Genomic DNA, 17,777 nt, shown 5'->3' with positions numbered 1-17,777 from the left:
GCTTGTTCGGCAACTATCTGATCGGCCTGCGCGAGGGGCTGGAAGCCAGCCTGGTCGTCTGCATCCTCGTCGCCTACCTGGTCAAGACGGGCCGGCGTGATGCGCTGCGCCCGATCTGGGCCGGTATCGGGGTCGCAGTGTCCCTTTCGCTGGCCTTCGGCGCGACCCTCGAGTTCGGTTCGCAGGAGCTGACGTTCGAGGCGCAAGAGCTGATCGGCGGCACCCTGTCGATCATCGCAGTGGGCCTCGTCACCTGGATGGTCTTCTGGATGCGGCGCACCGCGCGCCATCTGAAGGCGGAGCTGCACGGGAAGCTGGACAGTGCCCTGCAGATGGGCAAGGGCGCGCTGGTCGCCACGGCCTTCCTGGCGGTGGGCCGGGAGGGCCTGGAGACCGCGCTGTTCGTGTGGGCGTCGGTACGGGCCAGCGGTGAGGGCTCCTCCGCGCCGCTGATCGGGGTGCTGCTGGGCATCGCGACGGCGATCGTCCTGGGCTGGCTGTTCTACCGGGGTGCGCTCAAGATCAACCTGGCGAAGTTCTTCACCTGGACCGGCGGCTTGCTGGTGGTCGTCGCCGCGGGCGTGCTCGCGTACGGCGTGCACGACCTGCAGGAGGCCGAGTTCCTCAGCGGTCTGCAGGACAAGGCATTCGACATCAGCACGGCCATCCCGCCGGACAGCTGGTACGGCACCCTGCTCAAGGGCGTCTTCAACTTCCAGCCCGACCCGACCGTGTACCAGGTCGTGGCATGGGCGCTGTACCTGATTCCCACGCTGGCCCTGTTCCTGGCCCCGGCAGGACTCGGGCAGTCCAAGCCGGTGGCGGTCCCGGAGCAGCAGGGGACTTCCGTGTCCCAGACCGGTGATCGCCCGCTGTAAGGCGGTATCCACGCGGTACCCAGCGAGGCCCGGTGGCGGCAGCAGCCGCTGCCGGGCCTCGTGACGCGTTCACGGCACGGTGGATCAGGGGGTGAGCCGACGACACCCGCAGCCGCCAACGCGGTTGGTTATGGAGGCCATGTGCGAGATTCGACGGTCCGGGTGTGCTGCAGGGCTGCCGAGCTGCTGAACAGACACAGCGCCAGAACGAAGGACACCACTGCCCGGGCGCGGCAGCAGCCGCTGGCGGCGCTCAGCACGTCCGGGCAACTCCAATATATGTCGTCGATCACTTCATGGCTGATCTGCTCGGTCAGCACACCGAGCAGGATCTCGTCCCCGAACCGGGGCGCCACTGGCGGCGCTCGATGGCCTTGTCCAGAACTCGGATGAGCCGCCGTCGTGGCAAGCGACGGCAGACTGAGGGTCCAACGGAGCTCCCATTCGGACATGCGGATCTTGGTCGATCTCCTGTCCTGCCGGGGAGCTCCGTTGCCGTTTGTCCCGATATCAACTGGCGAATCATCAGATCGAGGTCGCCTGGCGACCGCACGAGGGACTTACACGCCCAGGGCAGCCATCAATGCGTTCCTCACCTGCGGAAATGTCCTCACTCGCCAGCATTGCTGTGACCAGTACTCTCGCGGGTTAGTCGAGGATGGCGTCGAGCTCTAGCTCGACGAGCCAGTCGGGGTCGATGAAACGCGACACCTCGACAAAGGTGCATGCCGGACGGACCGATGAGAACCGCTCTCCGTGCGCTTGCGCGGCTTCTCTCCATCGAGTCACGTCCGTCAGCATGATGCGGGTCCGTACGACATCCTCCAGTGACGCCCCTGTTGCCTTCAGCGCGGCCTCCGCAATATCCAGGCACCTCACGGTTTGGGCATAGACGTCGCCTTGCCCCACCGTTGTCCCGTCGTCCCCGATGGGCGCAGTGCCGGCAACCGCGACATGCTTCCCTTTGCGGATTGCCCGGGAAAATCCGATCTGTGGCTCAAGTGGCGAGCCAGAACTGATCATCTGTCGAACATGTTCCATCGCACCATGCTCCCAGAGCACCGCACTTTCGATACACGCCCCAAGACGCTCAGTCAAAGTCAGCGATCCGGTGATCGATGGCATGCTCTGATGCCCGATCCGGCTCAGGGGGCGCTTTCGGTTCCTTCGTCGACCAGGCCGAGCCGGTGGTAGTGGCGGATGGTCTTGACCGTGACGCCGACGAAAGCCGCCGCCTGGCCGATCGTGACGCCGCTGGTCATGGTCGTCAGCGACTTTCGCGGGCGCGGGCGGCGAGCTCGCGCGTGGCCTTGGCGACGGCGCGGAAGTCCTTGCGCACGATCGTGCCGTGGTTGCTGGCGACCTTCGCGCTCATCTTGAGGTTCGGGTTGCGGGCGAGCAACGGGTTGAGGGTGGTGCGCATCTGTTCTCGCTCACCAATCCTGCTTCCAAAGGCCTCACCCGAGGCGACCACGTAGCGGACAGGGACGGTCACACTCTCAAGGACCGGTTCGAGGGCAGCGTGGAGTTTGTGGGACTCGATGGCGCTGTCGGCATGCTGTTCGGCACTCATCCGCGCCCCGTTGCCGACCAGGCGCAACACCGGCAACATCCATCGCATCCCGGATTCCGAGCGGCCCAGTGCACCCCGAGCAACGCGCCGTAGGACCAACCCACCAAAAGCGGCCGCTCCAGGCCCCTGGCTCTCAGGACGGCGTCGAGATCCCGGACGCACGCCTCGAACGAGTGGTCCGCCGACTGCTTCGACCGGCCCCGGCCCCGCTCGTAGTAGGCGAGGCCCTGGTGACCGCCTGCGCCCCGGGAGCCGAGGCTGTGGCCGGGCCCTGTACGCCAGGGCCCGCGTCGAACGGCCGGGCGCCATCGCATCGAGGGGGTCGACGCGATGGCGACCGGGGATGGGGAGCCCGCCTCGGCCGGTGGCAGAAGGCCGAGCCGCCGCCGAGGGCGTGGTTCAACTGCCTGCCCCGGCTAAGGTCCGCCGTCGCGGCGTACCAGCCGGTAACTGAACGTTCGGCCTGCGCCCGTACTGCGCCGGGCCGCGTTGTCCCTGAACGATTGCGCTGCTGTGACGAGCCGGTCGACGCGGAAGTTGTCCCGGCGCAGGCGCTGGAATGCCGAGCGGGGCAATCCGATCAGCGCGGAGGCGTCCCAGGTGGTCCTGCCGTGGCGGATGGCCTTCAGCACCAGGGCGAGACCCAGCGGATTGACCGAGCGTCCGGTGAGGTGGTGATGCTCGGCCATGGCCTGAGCCGCCCGCATGGCCGTGGCGAAGGAGACGTCGTCCGCCAGCCACTGGATCAGGGCGTTCTCCGGGATTCCCGCGGCCTCCGCGCAGGCGGCGTGGGGCAGCCCCATGGCTGCCCCACGCAGTGCCTCGGCCCGGCACAACGCGGTCTCCGCCTTGAGGTCCGCGACCGGATAGCAGGCGGCGAACAGGGCGCGTTGGGCGAGTTCGGCGGTGTCCGAGGCGGCCATCATGTCGGCCGCCCACGCCTGGTCGTGGTGAGACTCTTCGTCGCGTGTGCCGGGCACCGGACCTGCCTTCGTTCGGGCTCCTGAGGTGGGACGGCCAAGCCTGTGAGGGCGGGTCGACGGGCCCGCGCGCAAGGTGGGGTTGCTACGCGGAGGCGGTCATGGCTGTGGTGCCGCCGCGGAGGGCGAGGGAGGCGGAGTAGCGGCGCAGCAGGAGGACGGCGGTGGTGGCCAGCCCGGTGAGCAGGCCGAGCCAGATGCCGAGGATGTCGAGGTCGAGTGCGTAGGCGAGGAGCCAGGAGGCGGGCAGTCCGACGGCCCAGTAGCCGATGACGGTGATGCGGAAGCCGCTCTTGGTGTCGTCGAGTCCCCGCAGGAGTCCGACGCCGATGTTCTGGGCGCAGTCGAAGAACTGCAGGAAGGCGGTGACGATGAGCAACTGGGTGGCGATCGTCAGGGCCTGCCCGGAGCCGGAACCGGAGTCGAGGAAGGGGGCCAGGACCAGGCCGGGGAGCGTCAGGTAGAGGATGCCGACGACTGCCATGACGGCGGCGGCGCATGCGAGCGCGGTGTTCTTGATGCGCCGGGCGTCGTCGATGCGGCCGAGCGCCAGTTCGCGGCTGACGTTGATCGATGCGGCGTGGGAAAGCCCGACGGCGACCTGGAAGACGATGTAGACGAGCTGGTTGACGGCCGTGTGCGCGGCGAGTGCATCCGGGCCGAAGGAGCCGGCCATCAGCGCGGTGATGGAGAAGAACCCGGCCTCGGAGCCGTACGTCGCGGCGATGGGTATCCCCAATGCGACCAGGCGCTTCACGGTCGCGGGGTCGGCCTTGGCCGCGTTCAGGGTGAGCAGCGGCGCCAGCTCGCTGTCCTTCTTCGCGAAGAGGTACAGGGCGAGGAACGACAGCAGGTAGACCGTGGAGGTGGCGATGCCGATGCCGGTCAGGCCGAGCCGGGGCAGGCCCCACGTGCCGTGGATGAGGATCCAGTTCAGGCCGGCGTTGACGGCCACGGACGCGATGGTGATCTGGAGCAGCGCCTGGGGGCGGCGCATGCCGACGGTGAACTGGCGGACGGCCTGGAACCACAGGCAGGGCAGCAGGCCGGGGGCCAGGGCGAGGAGCATCGTCTGCGTGCGGTCGACGACCGCGGCGTCCTGACCGAGCCAGGTGAGGGCCTGGCCTATGAGGATCATGAGGACGGCGCCGGCCATGCCGGCGAGCGTGGCGACGGCCATGCTCGCGCGGACGATGCCCCGGACCTCCTCGTTCGCCTGGCCTCCTCCGCTCGCCCCGTCCTTCTCCGCCTGCTCGGCTCGTGCCGCCGCGGCGGCCACCTGGTTGCCGACGGAGGTGACCAGGCCGACGCCCATGGTGCGGAGCTGGTTGAAGATGACGATGGCCAGGCCGCCGGCGGCGAGCTCCTCGACACCGAGGAAACCCATCATCACCGTGTCGGTGGTCGTCAGCGCGACCTGCGCGAGCTGGGTGAGGACGAGCGGCACGGCGAGGGCGGCCAGGGCGCGGCTGTCGCGGAGGAGGGTGGTCAGCATGGGTTACCGGTTCCTGCGGAGTTTGGTGAGAAGTTCGTCGATCTCGCGTTCCACCTCGCCGTTGAGGAGGTCGCGTTCCTGCATCCACTCGTCGTTGAAGACGGTGTCCATGTACTTCTCACCGCCGTCGTTGACGAGGGCGACCATAGTGGTGCCCGGGGGCAGCGAGGACAGGCGGGTCAGGGCCTCGTAGACGACGCCGCCTGCGGAGCCGCCGATGAGCAGACCGGTGCGGGCGACCGCGCGGCAGGTCGCGAACGCCTCGACGTCGCCGACCTTGACGCCTTCGTCGATCAGGTCGAAGTCGACGAGCGCGCCGATCTCGGCGCCTTCGGGAGTGCCGGTGCCGGACTGGTAGTAGTCGTGGGCCGGCCCGCCGAAGGCGATGGATCCCTTGGGTTCGACACCGATGACCGTGAAGCCGGATATCAGCTTGTTCAGCTCCCGGCTGGTGCCGCACAGGGCGCCGCCGGTGCCGACGGCGCCGATCAGGACGTCGAGCCTGCCGTCGAGGGCCTCGTTCAGTTCGTGGGCCACGGGGAAGTAGCCGACGCCGTTGGCCGGGTTGTTGTGCTGCTCGGTGAAGATGGTGTTGTCCTGGCCGCGGGCCATCTCCTCGGCGAGTTCCTCGCGTGCGGCGGTGGCGAGTTCTTCGGTGCCGTCGTCGACGACGTAGACGAGTTCGGTGCCCAGGGCCTTCATGCCGCGGAGCTTGTCCACGCAGGCGTGGTTGTCGACGACGGCGGTGAAGGTGTAGCCGCGTTCGGCGGCGATGACGGAGAGCCCGAGACCCGTGTTGCCGGAGGTGGATTCGATGATCCGGCCCCCCGGGCGCAGTTCGCCCGCGGCCTCGGCGGCGTCGACCATGGCGCGGGCCATGCGGATCTTGGCCGTGCCGGTCGGGTTGAACATCTCCAGCTTCAGCAGCAGGCGGCTGCCGGTCTCGGTGCTGGCGAGTTCCAGCAGGGGGGTGTAGCCGATGAGGTCGGACACGCGGGAGACCACGGCGGGGCGCTGAAGTGCTCCGGGCATCGAAAGCTCCTGTGAGGGGGGTCGGCCAGGCTGGGTGGGCCTGGTCAGGTGAAGTGACGGTCCAGGCGCCAGCGCGGGCGGGGGCGGTCGGTGTGGTCGACGACGACCTTGGGCGGCAGGGCCAGGTCGTGGAAGGGCGACTCGTTGGAGTCCATCTGGTACCCGGCGGTGTTGGGGTAGACGAGCAGGTCACCGGTACGGGGGCGGCGGGTGAAGCCGACCTTGCGCCAGGTGAGCATGTCGGATTCCAGGCAGGTGGCCGCCCCGACGCTCGCCGGATACACGCCGGCGGGTGCGCTGGTGTCCTGGGGCAGGAGGTGGGGGTCGGGCAGGTATTCGCTGTTGAACCACTGCTCGGACAGGCTCAGGCTGGTGCCGTCGACGGTGAGGATCTGGTAGCCGTCGCGGTCCTTGACGCCCTGGATGCGGAAGACGGTGGCACCCGCCCGGTCGAGGAGGGCTCGGCCGGGCTCCAGGAGCAGGACCACGCCGGAGTCCTTCAGGAGCTCGGCGAGCGGCCGGCTGTGGCCTTCGGGCCGGGTCGCCAGCAGTGCGGCCAGCGCGTCGGGGCCGGCGTTCGGCGAGTGGTAGGGGTAGAAGTCGCCGGTCTGGAACGTCTTGCCCGCGTGGTAGTAGCGGCTGTGGTGCTGGGCGAGGAACGTGTGCCAGCTGTCGGCGTCGGTGTAGCTGATGGGCAGGCCGCCGCCGATGCTGATCCGGCTGGCCTCCAGGCCCTGGACGCGGGCCTTGAGGCACAGGTCGACCAGGTGGCCGGCGAGGTCGGCACGCGGCTGGAGGGCGTAGCCCGACAGATGGAAGCTGAAGCCCTCCATCCGGACCGCGTCGCCGGCCTGGACGCAGCGGTCCACGGCGGTCGCCAGTTCGGCTTCGGTCATTCCGAAGCGGCTGTTCGGCTGTGCCGGGGGAAGGCAGCGCAACAGGACCCGGGCGGGACGCACCCGTCCGGTCAGGGCGATGGTCACGAGGGCATCGAGCTCGTCCAGGGCGTCGACGGCGATCAGGGCGCCCTGCTGGACCGCCAGGCGGAGCAGGGCCGGGTCCTTGGCCGGGCCGGTGACCACGAGGTGCTCCCCGCGGACGCCGTGTCCGAGGGCCTCGCGCAGTTCGCCGGCAGAGGCGACGTCCACCCCGGCGCCGCCTGCCGCCGCCCGTTCGACGAACAGGGCGGCCTTGTTGGCCTTCTTCGCGAAGTACACGAAGCCGTCCACGCCGGCCGAGGTGAGGGCGTCCTGCATGGCCCGCAGGTTGGCGTCGAACGCGTCGGGCAGCAGGAAGTGGAACGGGCCGCCGAAGGCGTGGGCGAGTTCGGGCAGCAGCCCGCTGGCGAGCACCGCGTCCGTCGCGGCATCGGGGAGGGAGGGGAGGGTGGGCCAGGAGCCGGTGCCGGCGGTCACTGCCACAGCGGCACCTCGGTGCCCAGGCCCTGGGCGATGGCCAGCTGGGCGAAGCGGTGGCCCAGGGCGATGTCCGTGACGACCAGCCCGCTGTTGTAGGCGAAGATGCGCTCGGTGTCGCTCTGGCGGCCTGCGGCGACGCCGGCCAGGACCGGCGGGAGCTCCGCGTCGACGGCGGGGAGCTTGCCGTCGGCGTCGGCCATGTCGGTGCCGGTGACGTTCATCTGCGCTTCGCTGGTGGCGATGACCCGGTCCGCCTGGTGCAGGGTCGAGGGCGCGAGCCCGTGTCCGACGAGGATCGACAGCGCGCCCGGCTTCAGCCAGTCCGCCTCGACGGCGGCCGGGGTGTGGGCGCCGGCGGTCGCGACGATGACGTCCGCGTCGGCGGCCGCGGCCCGCACATCGGTGACGATCTCCACCTCGCGGTCGGGGAAGTACGCGTGCAGCTGCTCGCGGACGGCCTCGATGCCCTCGGAGTGGGTGCCGAACACCATCAGGCGGTCCAGCTCCGGCAGCGTGGTCAGCAGGAACGGCAGCGCGAGGCGGCCCTGCGTCCCGGTGCCGATGACCAGCGCGGACCGGGCGCCGGGGGCCGCGCATTCGCGCGCCAGCAGGGCGGAGACGGCGGGGGTGCGCAGGGAGCCGATGCGGGAGCAGTCCATCATCGCCACCGGCAGCCCGGTGACGTCGTCGTAGATGGTCAGCGCCGTGTAGTAGTGCTGTTCTTCGCGGCCCTTGTCCAGGCCGTGCTTGTACGAGGTCTTGATCGCCACGACGTTGCGCGAGCCGTCGCGGCCCAGCATCGCGTAGGAGACGGAGTGTCCGTCCTGCGGCTTGACGGTCAGTTTGCGGGGGTTGTCCGACTGGCCGGCGTGGAGGGTGCGGTAGGCGCCCTCCACGGTCGCGACCACGTCGGACAGGGATATGTCGATCCCGGCCAGGTCGGTGGTCGAGAGGATGCGCAGGTGCTTGTCGTCGCCGGATATCGGGGTGCCGATGGGGGCGGCCGGGGTGTCCGTCATGGTGGATCGTTTCTTCCGGTACGGGGCGGGTGTTCAGCTCGCGTGTGCTTCGAGGGCGGCCTGGCCGTAACCGTGCTCGCCGGCTTCGGCCGCGGGGCGGGTACGGCGTCCGGGCACCCGGACCGAGGCGCGCTTGAGCCAGCGGTCGGTGCCGTCGTAGCGGGCCTGGAAGGGCACGCGGCCGTGGACGACCAGGTCGTTGTCCACGACGAGGACTTCGCCGGGGCTCAGGCTGACGGCGACCGAGACGCGGGCGAGTTCGTCCGACAGACGGTCGTACGCGGCCCGGTACGCGTCGTCCGCGTCGTCCAGCGGCGTGTACGCGGGGTCGTAGCGCAGGGTCATCCCGTCTTCGGTCGCGTAGAGAGCCGGTACGGCCGGCGGGGCCTCGTCGGCGTACCCCTGCGCCGCCTCGTAGGCGTCGTCGGGGAGGATCGGCAGCACCGGCCGGGTCAGCAGGTCGATGTCGGTGTCCGCGAGGCGGGTCTTGCGGATGCTGGCGGCGGTGGTGGCGATGTCGTCGTGGTTGCGCATGCAGCCGAGCATCAGCAGGTGGGCGCGGCCGGGGTGGAAGGCGTCCTCGGTGTGCGGGCTGAGGAGCACCGTGCTGGAGGCGCCGGTCTGCTCGCTCTCGTGTCCCGGGGACGGGACGATGTTGTGGACGAAGCGGCCGTTCTGCTGGCCCTCCCAGGCGATGGGGTTGCCCATCACGGTGGCGAGCAGGAGCAGCGTGATGTCGTACACGGCGCCGCTGTCGCCCGCGGTGGCCCAGCTGGTGGGGGTCGGGCCGATGGCCTCGTCGTCGACGTCGAGGCCGCGCAGGACGAACAGGCCGTCAGCGGTGTCGACGGGGCGGCAGTGGTGGCGCAGGGTGTCGCTGAACCCGCCGGCCACCTGCTGGACACGCGCCAGGAGTTCGGGGCTGGTGGCGGACGTACCGAACTCGGCGAGCAGTTTCTCCGCGGCCTCGCGGAGTTCGCCCACGGTGCGGGCGTCGAGCTGGCGGACTGGCGCGGCTGCCGTGCTCATGGCGAAAAAGATCCGTTTCGTTCGGATGGCAGGGGAACTCGGTGCTCTGGCGTGGTTCGTCTCGTAATGGCGGGCGAGAACGCGTAACTGGCCTGTTGGAACGGCTTGTTGGCGGCCCGCTGTGAACCTGCGGGACCGGCGAACGGCTCGAACACTAGCAAGATTTTTTTAGGTAAGGCAAACCTTACTGGTGGCTTGAATGGTGCGCCGATCCGGACATGCGTCCCATCGCGGGCACCGGCTTGCGGAAATGGTTGTCATTAGGGTAGGCAACCCTAAGCACACCCCCGGATTGCTCAGTGGATCGAGGAAGTACGTGAACATGAACAGGCGCCAAGTGCTGTGGGCCGGCGGAGCGATGGGCGCGGCGGCACTGCTCGCCGCCTGCTCCTCGGGGTCCGGTGACACCGCGGCCAAGCCCGCCGCCGGCGACGACAAGCCGAAGAGCGGGGGCACCCTCCGCATCGGCGCGCTCGGCCGCGCCGGCGCCATCACCCGGGACCCGCACGGTTCTCAGGCCAACGAGAGCGACTACCTGATCCTCGCCCTGGTCTACGACACCCTCACGGTCCCCGGCGCCAAGCCCAACACGCTTCCGCGCCTGGCGGCTTCATGGGAGCCGTCGGCCGACCTGAAGACCTGGAAGTTCAAGATAGCCAAGGGCGCCGCCTTCCACGACGGCAGCCCGGTGACGGCCGACGACGTCGTCTGGTCGCTGCAGCGCCTGCGCAACACCCCCTCCGGCGCCTCGCGCCTGCCCGGCATCAAGCCGGAGAACATCAAGGCCGAGGGAACCGACACCGTCGTCCTCGTCTCGGACTACGCCAACGCCGAACTGCCCCTCCTGACCCGCCTGACGACCTTCGTCCTGAAGAAGGACACCGCCGACAACGCGCTGGAAAAGGCGCCCGGCACCGGCCCGTTCAAGCTGGAGTGGTACCGCGGCGGCAATGCCCGCCTGGTGAAGAACGACAAGTGGTACGGCGGGACCGTGCACCTCGACGCCATCGAGGTCACCATGTTCGAAACCCCCCAGGCGATGGCCAACGCCCTCCTCGCCGGGCAGATCGACGTCGCCTCCAACGCCGGCGCGGTCGCCGCCCGCACCGCCGAGGCACGCAAGGACATCCAGGTCCTGCGCCGCCCCAACGACATGGCCATGCCGATCGTCATGCGCACCGCCGCGGGCAGCCCCTTCGCCGACCCGCGCGTGCGCGAGGCGATGCGCCTGGTCGTGGACCGCGACGCCATGGTCAAGCAGGTCCTCTCCGGCTACGGCACCGTCGCCAACGACATCCTGGGCACCGGAGACCCCAACTTCGCCAAGGACATCCCGCAGCGCAAGCGGGACCTCGAGAAGGCCAAGAAGCTGCTCGCCGAGGCGGGCTTCGACCTGTCCAAGACCTACGACCTCGTCACCACCGAGGACATCCCCGGACTCGCCGAGTCCGCGACCCTCTTCGCGAACCAGGCCCGGGAAGCCGGCATCAAGGTCCAGGTCGTCAAGCAGGAGTCCGGCGCCTTCTGGGACAAGACCTGGAAGACCGGAGACTTCTACACCACCTACTGGGGCACCAACGACTCGGTCGTCTTCTTCGCCTCGAAGACCATGGTCAGCGAGGCCGCCACGAACGAAGCCGGCTGGGCCGACAAGGACTTCGACGCCGCCTACCTCAAGGTCATCGGCACCGCCGACGAGACGGCACGCGCCGCGGCCCTGAAGGAGCTCCAGCAGATCGAGTTCGACAAGTCCGGCTACCTGCTGTGGGGCATGGCCGACGGCATCGACCTCGCCGCGGCCAAGGTCCAGGGTCTGCCCAAGCTCGCCGGCTACGGCCGGGTCCAGCTCGAGAACGTGTGGCTGCGTTGAGCCACTCGGCCAAAGACGACGTGGTGACCGCCCCTGCCCGCGCGGGGGCGGCCGCCGCGCCGCGTCGTACCGCCGCACTGGCCGCCCAGGTGGCCGGGGCGGCGGCCCGGCGGGCCCTGCTGCTCGTCGTACTGCTCGCCGTCGTGTTCGCCGCCGTCGAAGCACTGCCAGGCGACGCGGCCACCGCCGCCTCCGAGCGCGGCGAGAGCGCCGCCGACCTGGCGGCCCGCCGGCACCTGCTCGGTCTGGACCGGCCGCTGTGGGAACGCTTCTGGGAGTGGATGACCGCCCTGCCCACCGGTGACCTGGGCACGTCGGCGCGGGGCCAGAAGGTCACCGAGCTGCTGGCCGACCCCTTCCCCAACACCCTGCTGCTGGGCGCGAGCGCGTTCCTCCTCACCGTCTTCCTGTCACTGTCCCTCGGCTGCTGGGCGGCTGCCCGCCCGGGCCGGCTCACCGACCGGATCATCGGCCACGCGGCCACCGCCTCCTTCGCCGTACCCGAATTCGTCATCTCCGTCCTGCTCCTGCTGCTCCTGTCGCTGTGGACGGGGTGGCTGCCCGCCGTCACCGTCACGGGCGCCGACGGATCTCCGGCAGCCTGGACCATGCTGATCATGCCGGTCATCGCCCTGGTGATCCCCCAGACCGGATGGAACACCCGCATCGTGCGCGGCGCCCTCGCCGACCAGGCCGCAACCCCCCATGTGGAAGCCGCCTTCCTCGACGGACTCCCGACCCGCCACGTACTGCTTCGTCACGCCCTCCCCGGCGCGATACCGGCGATCGCCACGGGCATCGCCACCTCCACCGGCATGCTCCTGGGCGGAGCAGTGGTCGTGGAAACCCTCTTCAACTACCCGGGCATCGGAACCGTCCTGGCCGGCGCCGTCGCCGCACGCGACACCCCGCTCATCGCCGGGGTCGTCATCTGCGCCGGTGCCGCCATCAGCCTCGTCCTGCTGGCCGCGGACCTGCTCCGCGCCCGCGTCGTGGGAGCCCCCGCATGAGCGCCGCCGCTACCGCCACCACCGCCACCAAGAGGCCGCGGTCCATACCCGGGCGGGCCCGGACCGTGCGCCGCATCGCACCCGGGGCTCTCCTCGTCCTCCTGGCCCTGTGCGGGCCCTTCCTCGCCCCGCACACCATCGACACCCCCGTCACCGCCCCTTACGCACCCCCTGGCGAGGGTGCGCTCCTCGGCGGGGACCAGCTGGGACGGGACGTACTGAGCCGACTGCTGCACGGCGGCACCGCACTCATCGGCAGCGCCCTGCTGGTGGCCGTCATCGTCACCCTGCTGGCCACCCTGCTGGGTTGCGCCGCCGTACTGCGCCCGGCTCTCGGCCGAGCCGTCGAACGCACCGCGGACGTATCCATCCTGCTCCCGTCCGTCCTCGGCATCATGCTCATCGCCCTGGCCTGGCCCGGGGGCGGCCGCGGACCCGTCGTCATGGCCGCCACCGTCCTCGGCATCCCCTACGCGGTACGCATCGTCGCCAGCGCGGCAGCACCCTTGGCGAACTCCGGCTACGTCGAAGCCGCCATCACACGCGGCGAGAGCCTCCCGTACATCGCGGTGCGGGAGCTGCTGCCCAACCTCCGAGCCACCGTTCTCGCCCTGTTCGGCCTGCGGTTCGTCGAGGGCGTCTACGTGATCTCCATGGCCGGCTTCCTCCAGATCGGCCCACAGCCACCCGCGGCCGACTGGGCCCTGATGGTCCGTGAGAACGCCCCCGGCATCCTCCTCAACCCCTGGGGCGTACTCGCCCCGAGCCTGGCCATCGCCCTGCTCGCCATCAGCGTCAACCTCGCCTCCACCTCGCTGGCTCCCCACTCCGTACGCAAGGCGGTGACCACCTCGTGAGCGATGCCGCACGTCAGGCAGACGCACGTCAGGCAGACGCACGTCAGGCAGAAACCCGAACCGTCCCGGACATCTCGCTCCCCGGGACCGAGGCGGAAGCCTCGTCGGCCCTGGTCACGGTGGCCGATCTCGAAGTCGGGATGCCGGACGGCACCGTCCTGCTGCAACCGACCTCGGTACGCATCCATGCCGGCCGCGTCACCGCCCTCACCGGCCCCTCCGGCTCCGGCAAGACCACCCTGCTCCGCGCCCTCATCGGCCACCTCCCGCCCGGTGCTGCCGTCACCGCCGGCACGCTGGACGTCCTGGGACACCACCCGCCCGCCCTCGACCCCGAACAACTGCGGCAGCTGCGCCGCTCGCGCATCGCCTACGTGGGACAGGACCCCGGCTCGGCCCTCAACCCGCGGATGAGGATCCGCCGACTCGTCGCCGAAATGGCTTCCGACCGAAGCGACGACACCATCCTCGGCCTCCTGCGCGAATGCCGGCTCCCGGTCGACGACGGCCTCCCCGACCGACGGCCCACCGCCATATCCGGCGGCCAGCAACGGCGTGTCGCCCTTGCCCGCGCCCTCGCCCGGACCCCCGACATCCTCCTCCTCGACGAACCCACCGCAGGACTCGACCCCACCCTGCGCGACGAGATCGCCGAACTGCTCCGCGACCTCGCCGCCGGCCGAGGGCTCGCCATCGTCATGGCCACCCACGACCCCGAACTCGTCAGCGCCTGCGCCGACCACACGGTCCGCCTGACGCCCACCCGCCCCCGGCCCGTCCCCGCACCCCGGACCCCGCCGCCTTCGCCTCCCGTACGTCCCGGCGTGGTCCAGGAGGCGGGCCAGGGGCTGACCGCCCGCGCCGTCAGCGTCACCTTCCGGCACCTCGGCGGTCGCCACCAGGTCCTCGACGCGGTCGACTTCACGGCGTCCCCCGGATCCGCCACCGGCATCGTCGGCCCGTCCGGATCCGGCAAGACCACCCTCCTGCGGGTGCTGGCCGGGCTGCACCCGGCCGACACCGGCCGCCTGGAGCTCGACGGCCGACCCCTTGCACCTCTGGCGCGAAAGCGCACGCGGCAAGACCAGCGCCGCATCCAACTCGTCCCGCAGAACCCACTGGCCGCACTCAACCCCACGCGCACCGTTGGTGCGGCACTGGCCCGGCCCCTGCGCCTGCACGGCGGCCTCTCCAGGACGGCCCTACCCGGCCGGGTCGCCGAACTCCTCCAGCAAGTGGAGCTCCCGGCCGAGTTCGCCGACCGCTACCCCGCCGAGCTCTCGGGCGGCCAGCGCCAGCGCGTCTCGATCGCCCGCGCACTCGCCGCCGGCCCCGACATCCTGCTCTGCGACGAGATCACCTCCGCCCTCGACCCCGACACGGCCACCGCCGTCATGGAGCTCCTGATGCGCCTGCGTGCCGAGCACGCCCTGAGCATCGCCATGGTCTCCCACGAACTCCACCTGATCAGCGCCTACACCGACACCGTGCACATCCTGGAGGCGGGCCACCTGACCCGGCACGGCCTGACCTCAATGCTCATGCCCACCCCCTGATCCGGGTCACGCCTCGGCGGGGGCGTCACGCAGGCCGAGACGCAGGTGCTCGACGTGGAAAAGAGCCTGGTCGAGCAACTCGGCGACATGGCCGTCGTACAGCGCGTAGACGATGGAGCGGCCCCGGCGCTCACCCGTCACCAGCCCGAGATTGCGCAGCAGCCGCAGCTGGTGGGAACAGGCCGACTGCTCCATGCCGACCGCCTCGGCGAGTTCACCGACCGAGCAGGGGCCTTCCTGGAGCCGGGCGAGGATGTGCAGCCGCGACGGGGTGGCCAGGGCCTGGAGCGTTGCGGCGACATCAGAGGCGCCCACGGCGTCCAGGCGCTCGCGGGTGCTGACGATGCTCTTCGAGTCGACTCCGTGGCCCATGACCACCATCTTACCGGCGACACATGAAGAGATGTTCATTCATTCCTGTATGGTGAGGAGCTGCCCCTCCCCATGCCCGTGAAGGGTCTCTTCGCCATGCCTTCCACTCTCACCGAGCGCCCTCCTGCCGCCCCTGCCGGCCGTGCGGGGGCCCCGCCACGCCGCCGTACGCGGGTGCTTGCACTGGCCGAGGCACGCTGGGCCGCTGCCGCGACCGCCGCGTTCCTGATCGCCCTCCCGCTCCAGCTGACCGGCGCTCCCGCCTGGCTGTGGGGACCGCTGTACGCGCTCGCGTACGTGACGGGCGGCTGGGAGCCTGCCTGGGCCGGTGTGCAGGCGCTGCGGGAGAAGACCCTGGACGTGGACCTGCTGATGATCGTCGCCGCGATCGGCGCCGCCTCGATCGGACAGGTGATGGACGGCGCGCTGCTGATCGTCATCTTCGCCACCTCCGGCGCCCTGGAGGCGCTGGCCACCGCCCGCACCGCGGACTCGGTACGCGGCCTGCTCGACCTCGCCCCGACCACCGTCACCCGGCTGCTCGACGACGGCAGCACGGAGACGGTCGCCGCCGAGGATCTGCTGGTCGGCGACACCGTCCTGATCCGCCCAGGAGAGCGAGTCGGGGCCGACGGCCGGGTCCTGGCCGGAGTCAGCGAGGTCGACCAGGCCACCATCACCGGGGAGCCGCTGCCCGTGCCGAAGGAGGCGGGTGACGAGGTCTTCGCCGGCACCCTGAACGGGACGGGCGCACTCCGCGTCAAGGTCGAGCGGGATGCCACCGACTCCGTGATCGCCCGCATCGTCGCGATGGTCGAGGAAGCCTCGGAGACCAAGGCCCCGACTCAGTTGTTCATCGAGAAGGTCGAGCAGCGGTATTCGATCGGCATCGTGCTCGCCACCCTCGCGGTCTTCGCCATCCCGCTCGCCTTCGGCGGCGACCTGACCGGCTCGCTGCTACGGGCGATGACCTTCATGATCGTGGCCTCTCCGTGCGCGGTGGTGCTGGCGACCATGCCCCCGCTACTGTCCGCGATCGCCAACGCCGGTCGCCACGGCGTCCTGGTGAAATCGGCCGTGGCGATGGAGCGCCTGGGCCAGGTCGACGCGACCGCACTGGACAAGACAGGTACGTTGACCGAAGGCGCCCCCCAGGTCACCGACATCCGCCCCCTCGCCGGCAGCGGTCTTGACGAGGCCGGTCTGCTCGCGCTCGCGGCAGCGGCCGAGCACCCCAGCGAGCACCCCCTCGCCCGCGCCATCGTCGACGCCGCCCGGCAGCGCGCCCTGCCCATCCCGCTCGCCGAGGACTTCACCTCCGCCCCCGGCATCGGGGTGCGGGCCACCGTCGGCGGGTGCGCCGTCGCGGTCGGCGCCCCCACCCGGCTCACCGATGCCGGCGAAGGTGCGGCGTTCACCGAGGCGTTGGTCGTGACCGAGGGCCTGGAGAACGACGGCCGCACCGCGGTGCTGGTCCAGCGGGACGGGGAGCCGGTCGGGATCGTCGGCATCGCGGACCGCCTGCGGGCGGACGCCGCAGACACCGTCACCGCCCTGTCCGCGCTCACGGGCACCGCCCCGATGCTGCTGACCGGGGACAACCCGCGCGCCGCAGTCCGCCTCGCCGGTGAAGTGGGCATCACCGATGTCCGTGCCGGGCTGCTGCCCCAGGACAAGGTCGCGGCGGTGAGGCAGCAGGAGAACGCCGGACGCCGGCTGCTGGTGATCGGCGACGGCGTCAACGACGCCCCGGCACTCGCAGCCGCCCACACCGGCATCGCCATGGGCAGGGGCGGTTCCGACCTTGCCCTGGAGGCCGCGGACGTCGTCATCGTCCGCGACGAACTCGCCACCGTCCCCAAGGCGGTTGCCCTCTCCCGCGCAGCCCGGCGCCTGGTGGTGCAGAACCTGGTGATCGCCTCGGTGTTCATCTCCATCCTGGTGATCTGGGACCTCGTCGGGCACCTGCCTCTCCCGCTCGGCGTCCTCGGCCACGAGGGCTCCACGGTCCTCGTCGGCCTCAATGGCCTGCGGCTGCTCCGCGAGGCCGCCTGGCAGCGGGCCGGCTCGGAGAACGGGCCAAGGTGACCGAGGCCGGGGCGTACACCACCGCGTGCAAGCCCGGCATGGTCGGCAAGGGCATCCGGGGGCAGTTCGCCGTGCCTGCGGGCGCCGCCGGGTCCACGTGCGCTGGCCGAGCGGGGTCGCCGGGCGCCTGGTGCTCCAGGACCGATACGGCGCAGGCATCGAGCTGGCCACCAAAGCGCTCACCCGTAATCCGCCCCTGTGGAACCTGCTGGAGCAGGGCGCTCGCGCCTCCCGCGAGCGGGGGCACCTGACCTCCGGGGTCGCCGACTGGCAGCGGCTGTCCCAGCGGATCGACGGCGAGGCCGCACACCTCGTCTTCAAGGTCTCCGGCCTGGCATAGGCCTTGTGATTGCCGCTCTCTCCTTGGCCGTGCTGACGGGATTCATGCGAGGCCCGGGACGAGGCGCGTGCGTGAGCGGACCGGGTGGAACAGGGCGGACCGTGCGGCACGTGGGTTGAGGGCCGTAGGGCTCTGAGAGGCCGTGCCGGCGATCTGGTTGCGTATGGAGATGCCGCCGCAGGCCGCCGCCGACCTCGGACTCGCCGGCGGCGCGCCCGTGTGGTGCAGCGTCAAGGCCACCGAGGTCACCCTCTGACGTG

General features: G+C 70.6%; 20 protein-coding genes. 8 read left to right on the top strand and 12 right to left on the bottom strand.

Annotated features, from left to right (window positions below; genetic code table 11):
- Window positions 1-2 precede the first annotated feature (2 nt).
- Entirely contained in the window at window positions 3-878 is an 876-nt protein-coding gene (gene efeU / locus AC068A_RS16775; protein WP_478585526.1) for an iron uptake transporter permease EfeU, read from the top strand.
- Between the two features lie 128 nt (window positions 879-1,006).
- On the opposite strand, the gene AC068A_RS16770 is transcribed toward efeU, so the two are convergent.
- The 11 genes from AC068A_RS16770 to AC068A_RS16720 form a co-directional block, all read right to left on the bottom strand.
- Window positions 1,007-1,198 (bottom strand): hypothetical protein, encoded by a 192-nt coding sequence (locus AC068A_RS16770; RefSeq protein WP_478585524.1) that lies wholly within the window; start codon window positions 1,196-1,198, stop codon window positions 1,007-1,009.
- A gap of 328 nt (window positions 1,199-1,526) precedes the next feature.
- Window positions 1,527-2,003 (bottom strand): RidA family protein, encoded by a 477-nt coding sequence (locus AC068A_RS16765; protein ID WP_478585522.1) that lies wholly within the window; start codon window positions 2,001-2,003, stop codon window positions 1,527-1,529.
- A 20-nt stretch (window positions 2,004-2,023) separates the two neighbouring features.
- The gene (locus AC068A_RS16760; RefSeq protein ID WP_478585520.1) at window positions 2,024-2,140 is read right to left on the bottom strand and encodes a MerR family transcriptional regulator; all 117 of its coding nucleotides are present in this window, start codon (window positions 2,138-2,140) and stop codon (window positions 2,024-2,026) included.
- Between the two features lie 5 nt (window positions 2,141-2,145).
- Window positions 2,146-2,481 carry a hypothetical protein gene (locus tag AC068A_RS16755; protein WP_478585518.1) on the bottom strand — a complete coding sequence of 112 codons (336 nt, stop codon included), beginning with the start codon at window positions 2,479-2,481 and terminating at the stop codon, window positions 2,146-2,148.
- Entirely contained in the window at window positions 2,448-2,765 is a 318-nt protein-coding gene (locus AC068A_RS16750; RefSeq protein WP_478585516.1) for an alpha/beta fold hydrolase, read from the bottom strand. The genes AC068A_RS16755 and AC068A_RS16750 overlap by 34 nt, the downstream gene beginning before the upstream one ends.
- 102 nt (window positions 2,766-2,867) lie before the next feature.
- Window positions 2,868-3,431, bottom strand: coding sequence for a hypothetical protein (locus AC068A_RS16745; protein ID WP_478585514.1), 564 nt, complete (start codon window positions 3,429-3,431; stop codon window positions 2,868-2,870).
- A gap of 85 nt (window positions 3,432-3,516) precedes the next feature.
- The gene (locus tag AC068A_RS16740) at window positions 3,517-4,926 is read right to left on the bottom strand and encodes an MATE family efflux transporter (RefSeq protein ID WP_478585512.1); all 1,410 of its coding nucleotides are present in this window, start codon (window positions 4,924-4,926) and stop codon (window positions 3,517-3,519) included.
- 3 nt (window positions 4,927-4,929) lie between these two features.
- Window positions 4,930-5,958, bottom strand: coding sequence for a cysteine synthase family protein (locus tag AC068A_RS16735; protein ID WP_478585510.1), 1,029 nt, complete (start codon window positions 5,956-5,958; stop codon window positions 4,930-4,932).
- Between the two features lie 44 nt (window positions 5,959-6,002).
- Window positions 6,003-7,379, bottom strand: coding sequence for a Y4yA family PLP-dependent enzyme (locus AC068A_RS16730; RefSeq protein ID WP_478585509.1), 1,377 nt, complete (start codon window positions 7,377-7,379; stop codon window positions 6,003-6,005).
- Complete coding sequence (locus AC068A_RS16725; RefSeq protein WP_478585507.1) at window positions 7,370-8,395, bottom strand: ornithine cyclodeaminase family protein; 1,026 nt, start codon at window positions 8,393-8,395, stop codon at window positions 7,370-7,372. The genes AC068A_RS16730 and AC068A_RS16725 overlap by 10 nt, the downstream gene beginning before the upstream one ends.
- Before the next feature lie 33 nt (window positions 8,396-8,428).
- Entirely contained in the window at window positions 8,429-9,424 is a 996-nt protein-coding gene (locus tag AC068A_RS16720; RefSeq protein ID WP_478585505.1) for a TauD/TfdA family dioxygenase, read from the bottom strand.
- Between the two features lie 322 nt (window positions 9,425-9,746).
- Between AC068A_RS16720 and AC068A_RS16715 the strand changes: the two genes are divergently transcribed.
- The 4 genes from AC068A_RS16715 to AC068A_RS16700 all read left to right on the top strand — a co-directional run bounded on the left by AC068A_RS16715 (window position 9,747) and on the right by AC068A_RS16700 (window position 14,717).
- Window positions 9,747-11,294 carry an ABC transporter substrate-binding protein gene (locus tag AC068A_RS16715; RefSeq protein ID WP_478585503.1) on the top strand — a complete coding sequence of 516 codons (1,548 nt, stop codon included), beginning with the start codon at window positions 9,747-9,749 and terminating at the stop codon, window positions 11,292-11,294.
- Window positions 11,295-11,317: 23 nt separating this feature from the next.
- Window positions 11,318-12,304: an ABC transporter permease gene (locus AC068A_RS16710; RefSeq protein WP_478585502.1), complete on the top strand. Its 987-nt coding sequence runs from the start codon at window positions 11,318-11,320 to the stop codon at window positions 12,302-12,304.
- Complete coding sequence (locus tag AC068A_RS16705) at window positions 12,301-13,161, top strand: ABC transporter permease (RefSeq protein ID WP_478585500.1); 861 nt, start codon at window positions 12,301-12,303, stop codon at window positions 13,159-13,161. Before AC068A_RS16710 ends, AC068A_RS16705 begins: the two co-directional genes overlap by 4 nt.
- A gap of 119 nt (window positions 13,162-13,280) precedes the next feature.
- Window positions 13,281-14,717, top strand: coding sequence for an ABC transporter ATP-binding protein (locus AC068A_RS16700; protein ID WP_478585498.1), 1,437 nt, complete (start codon window positions 13,281-13,283; stop codon window positions 14,715-14,717).
- 6 nt (window positions 14,718-14,723) lie between these two features.
- Here the strand turns inward: AC068A_RS16700 and AC068A_RS16695 are convergent, their stop codons facing one another.
- Complete coding sequence (locus AC068A_RS16695; RefSeq protein ID WP_478585673.1) at window positions 14,724-15,089, bottom strand: ArsR/SmtB family transcription factor; 366 nt, start codon at window positions 15,087-15,089, stop codon at window positions 14,724-14,726.
- 96 nt (window positions 15,090-15,185) lie between these two features.
- Here AC068A_RS16695 and AC068A_RS16690 point away from each other — a divergent pair, with 96 nt between their 5' ends.
- From AC068A_RS16690 to AC068A_RS16680, 3 genes are all read left to right on the top strand, one after another.
- The gene (locus tag AC068A_RS16690) at window positions 15,186-17,177 is read left to right on the top strand and encodes a heavy metal translocating P-type ATPase (protein ID WP_478585496.1); all 1,992 of its coding nucleotides are present in this window, start codon (window positions 15,186-15,188) and stop codon (window positions 17,175-17,177) included.
- 97 nt (window positions 17,178-17,274) lie between these two features.
- The gene (locus tag AC068A_RS16685; protein ID WP_478585494.1) at window positions 17,275-17,517 is read left to right on the top strand and encodes a hypothetical protein; all 243 of its coding nucleotides are present in this window, start codon (window positions 17,275-17,277) and stop codon (window positions 17,515-17,517) included.
- A 163-nt stretch (window positions 17,518-17,680) separates the two neighbouring features.
- Window positions 17,681-17,773 carry a TOBE domain-containing protein gene (locus AC068A_RS16680; protein ID WP_478585493.1) on the top strand — a complete coding sequence of 31 codons (93 nt, stop codon included), beginning with the start codon at window positions 17,681-17,683 and terminating at the stop codon, window positions 17,771-17,773.
- The last annotated feature ends 4 nt before the right edge of the window (window positions 17,774-17,777 follow it).

The organism is Streptomyces sp. NPDC043854 (assembly GCF_056436005.1).
This window is presented reverse-complemented; position numbering and strand designations above follow the sequence as displayed.

Coding starts and splice junctions, on each gene's coding strand:
- AC068A_RS16765 (WP_478585522.1), bottom strand. CDS start 2,003: ATGCCATCGATCACCGGATCGCTGACTTTGACTGAGCGTCTTGGGGCG.
- AC068A_RS16760 (WP_478585520.1), bottom strand. CDS start 2,140: ATGACCAGCGGCGTCACGATCGGCCAGGCGGCGGCTTTCGTCGGCGTC.
- AC068A_RS16750 (WP_478585516.1), bottom strand. CDS start 2,765: ATGCGATGGCGCCCGGCCGTTCGACGCGGGCCCTGGCGTACAGGGCCC.
- AC068A_RS16740 (WP_478585512.1), bottom strand. CDS start 4,926: ATGCTGACCACCCTCCTCCGCGACAGCCGCGCCCTGGCCGCCCTCGCC.
- AC068A_RS16735 (WP_478585510.1), bottom strand. CDS start 5,958: ATGCCCGGAGCACTTCAGCGCCCCGCCGTGGTCTCCCGCGTGTCCGAC.
- AC068A_RS16725 (WP_478585507.1), bottom strand. CDS start 8,395: ATGACGGACACCCCGGCCGCCCCCATCGGCACCCCGATATCCGGCGAC.
- AC068A_RS16720 (WP_478585505.1), bottom strand. CDS start 9,424: ATGAGCACGGCAGCCGCGCCAGTCCGCCAGCTCGACGCCCGCACCGTG.
- AC068A_RS16715 (WP_478585503.1), top strand. CDS start 9,747: ATGAACAGGCGCCAAGTGCTGTGGGCCGGCGGAGCGATGGGCGCGGCG.
- AC068A_RS16705 (WP_478585500.1), top strand. CDS start 12,301: ATGAGCGCCGCCGCTACCGCCACCACCGCCACCAAGAGGCCGCGGTCC.
- AC068A_RS16695 (WP_478585673.1), bottom strand. CDS start 15,089: ATGGGCCACGGAGTCGACTCGAAGAGCATCGTCAGCACCCGCGAGCGC.
- AC068A_RS16690 (WP_478585496.1), top strand. CDS start 15,186: ATGCCTTCCACTCTCACCGAGCGCCCTCCTGCCGCCCCTGCCGGCCGT.
- AC068A_RS16680 (WP_478585493.1), top strand. CDS start 17,681: ATGGAGATGCCGCCGCAGGCCGCCGCCGACCTCGGACTCGCCGGCGGC.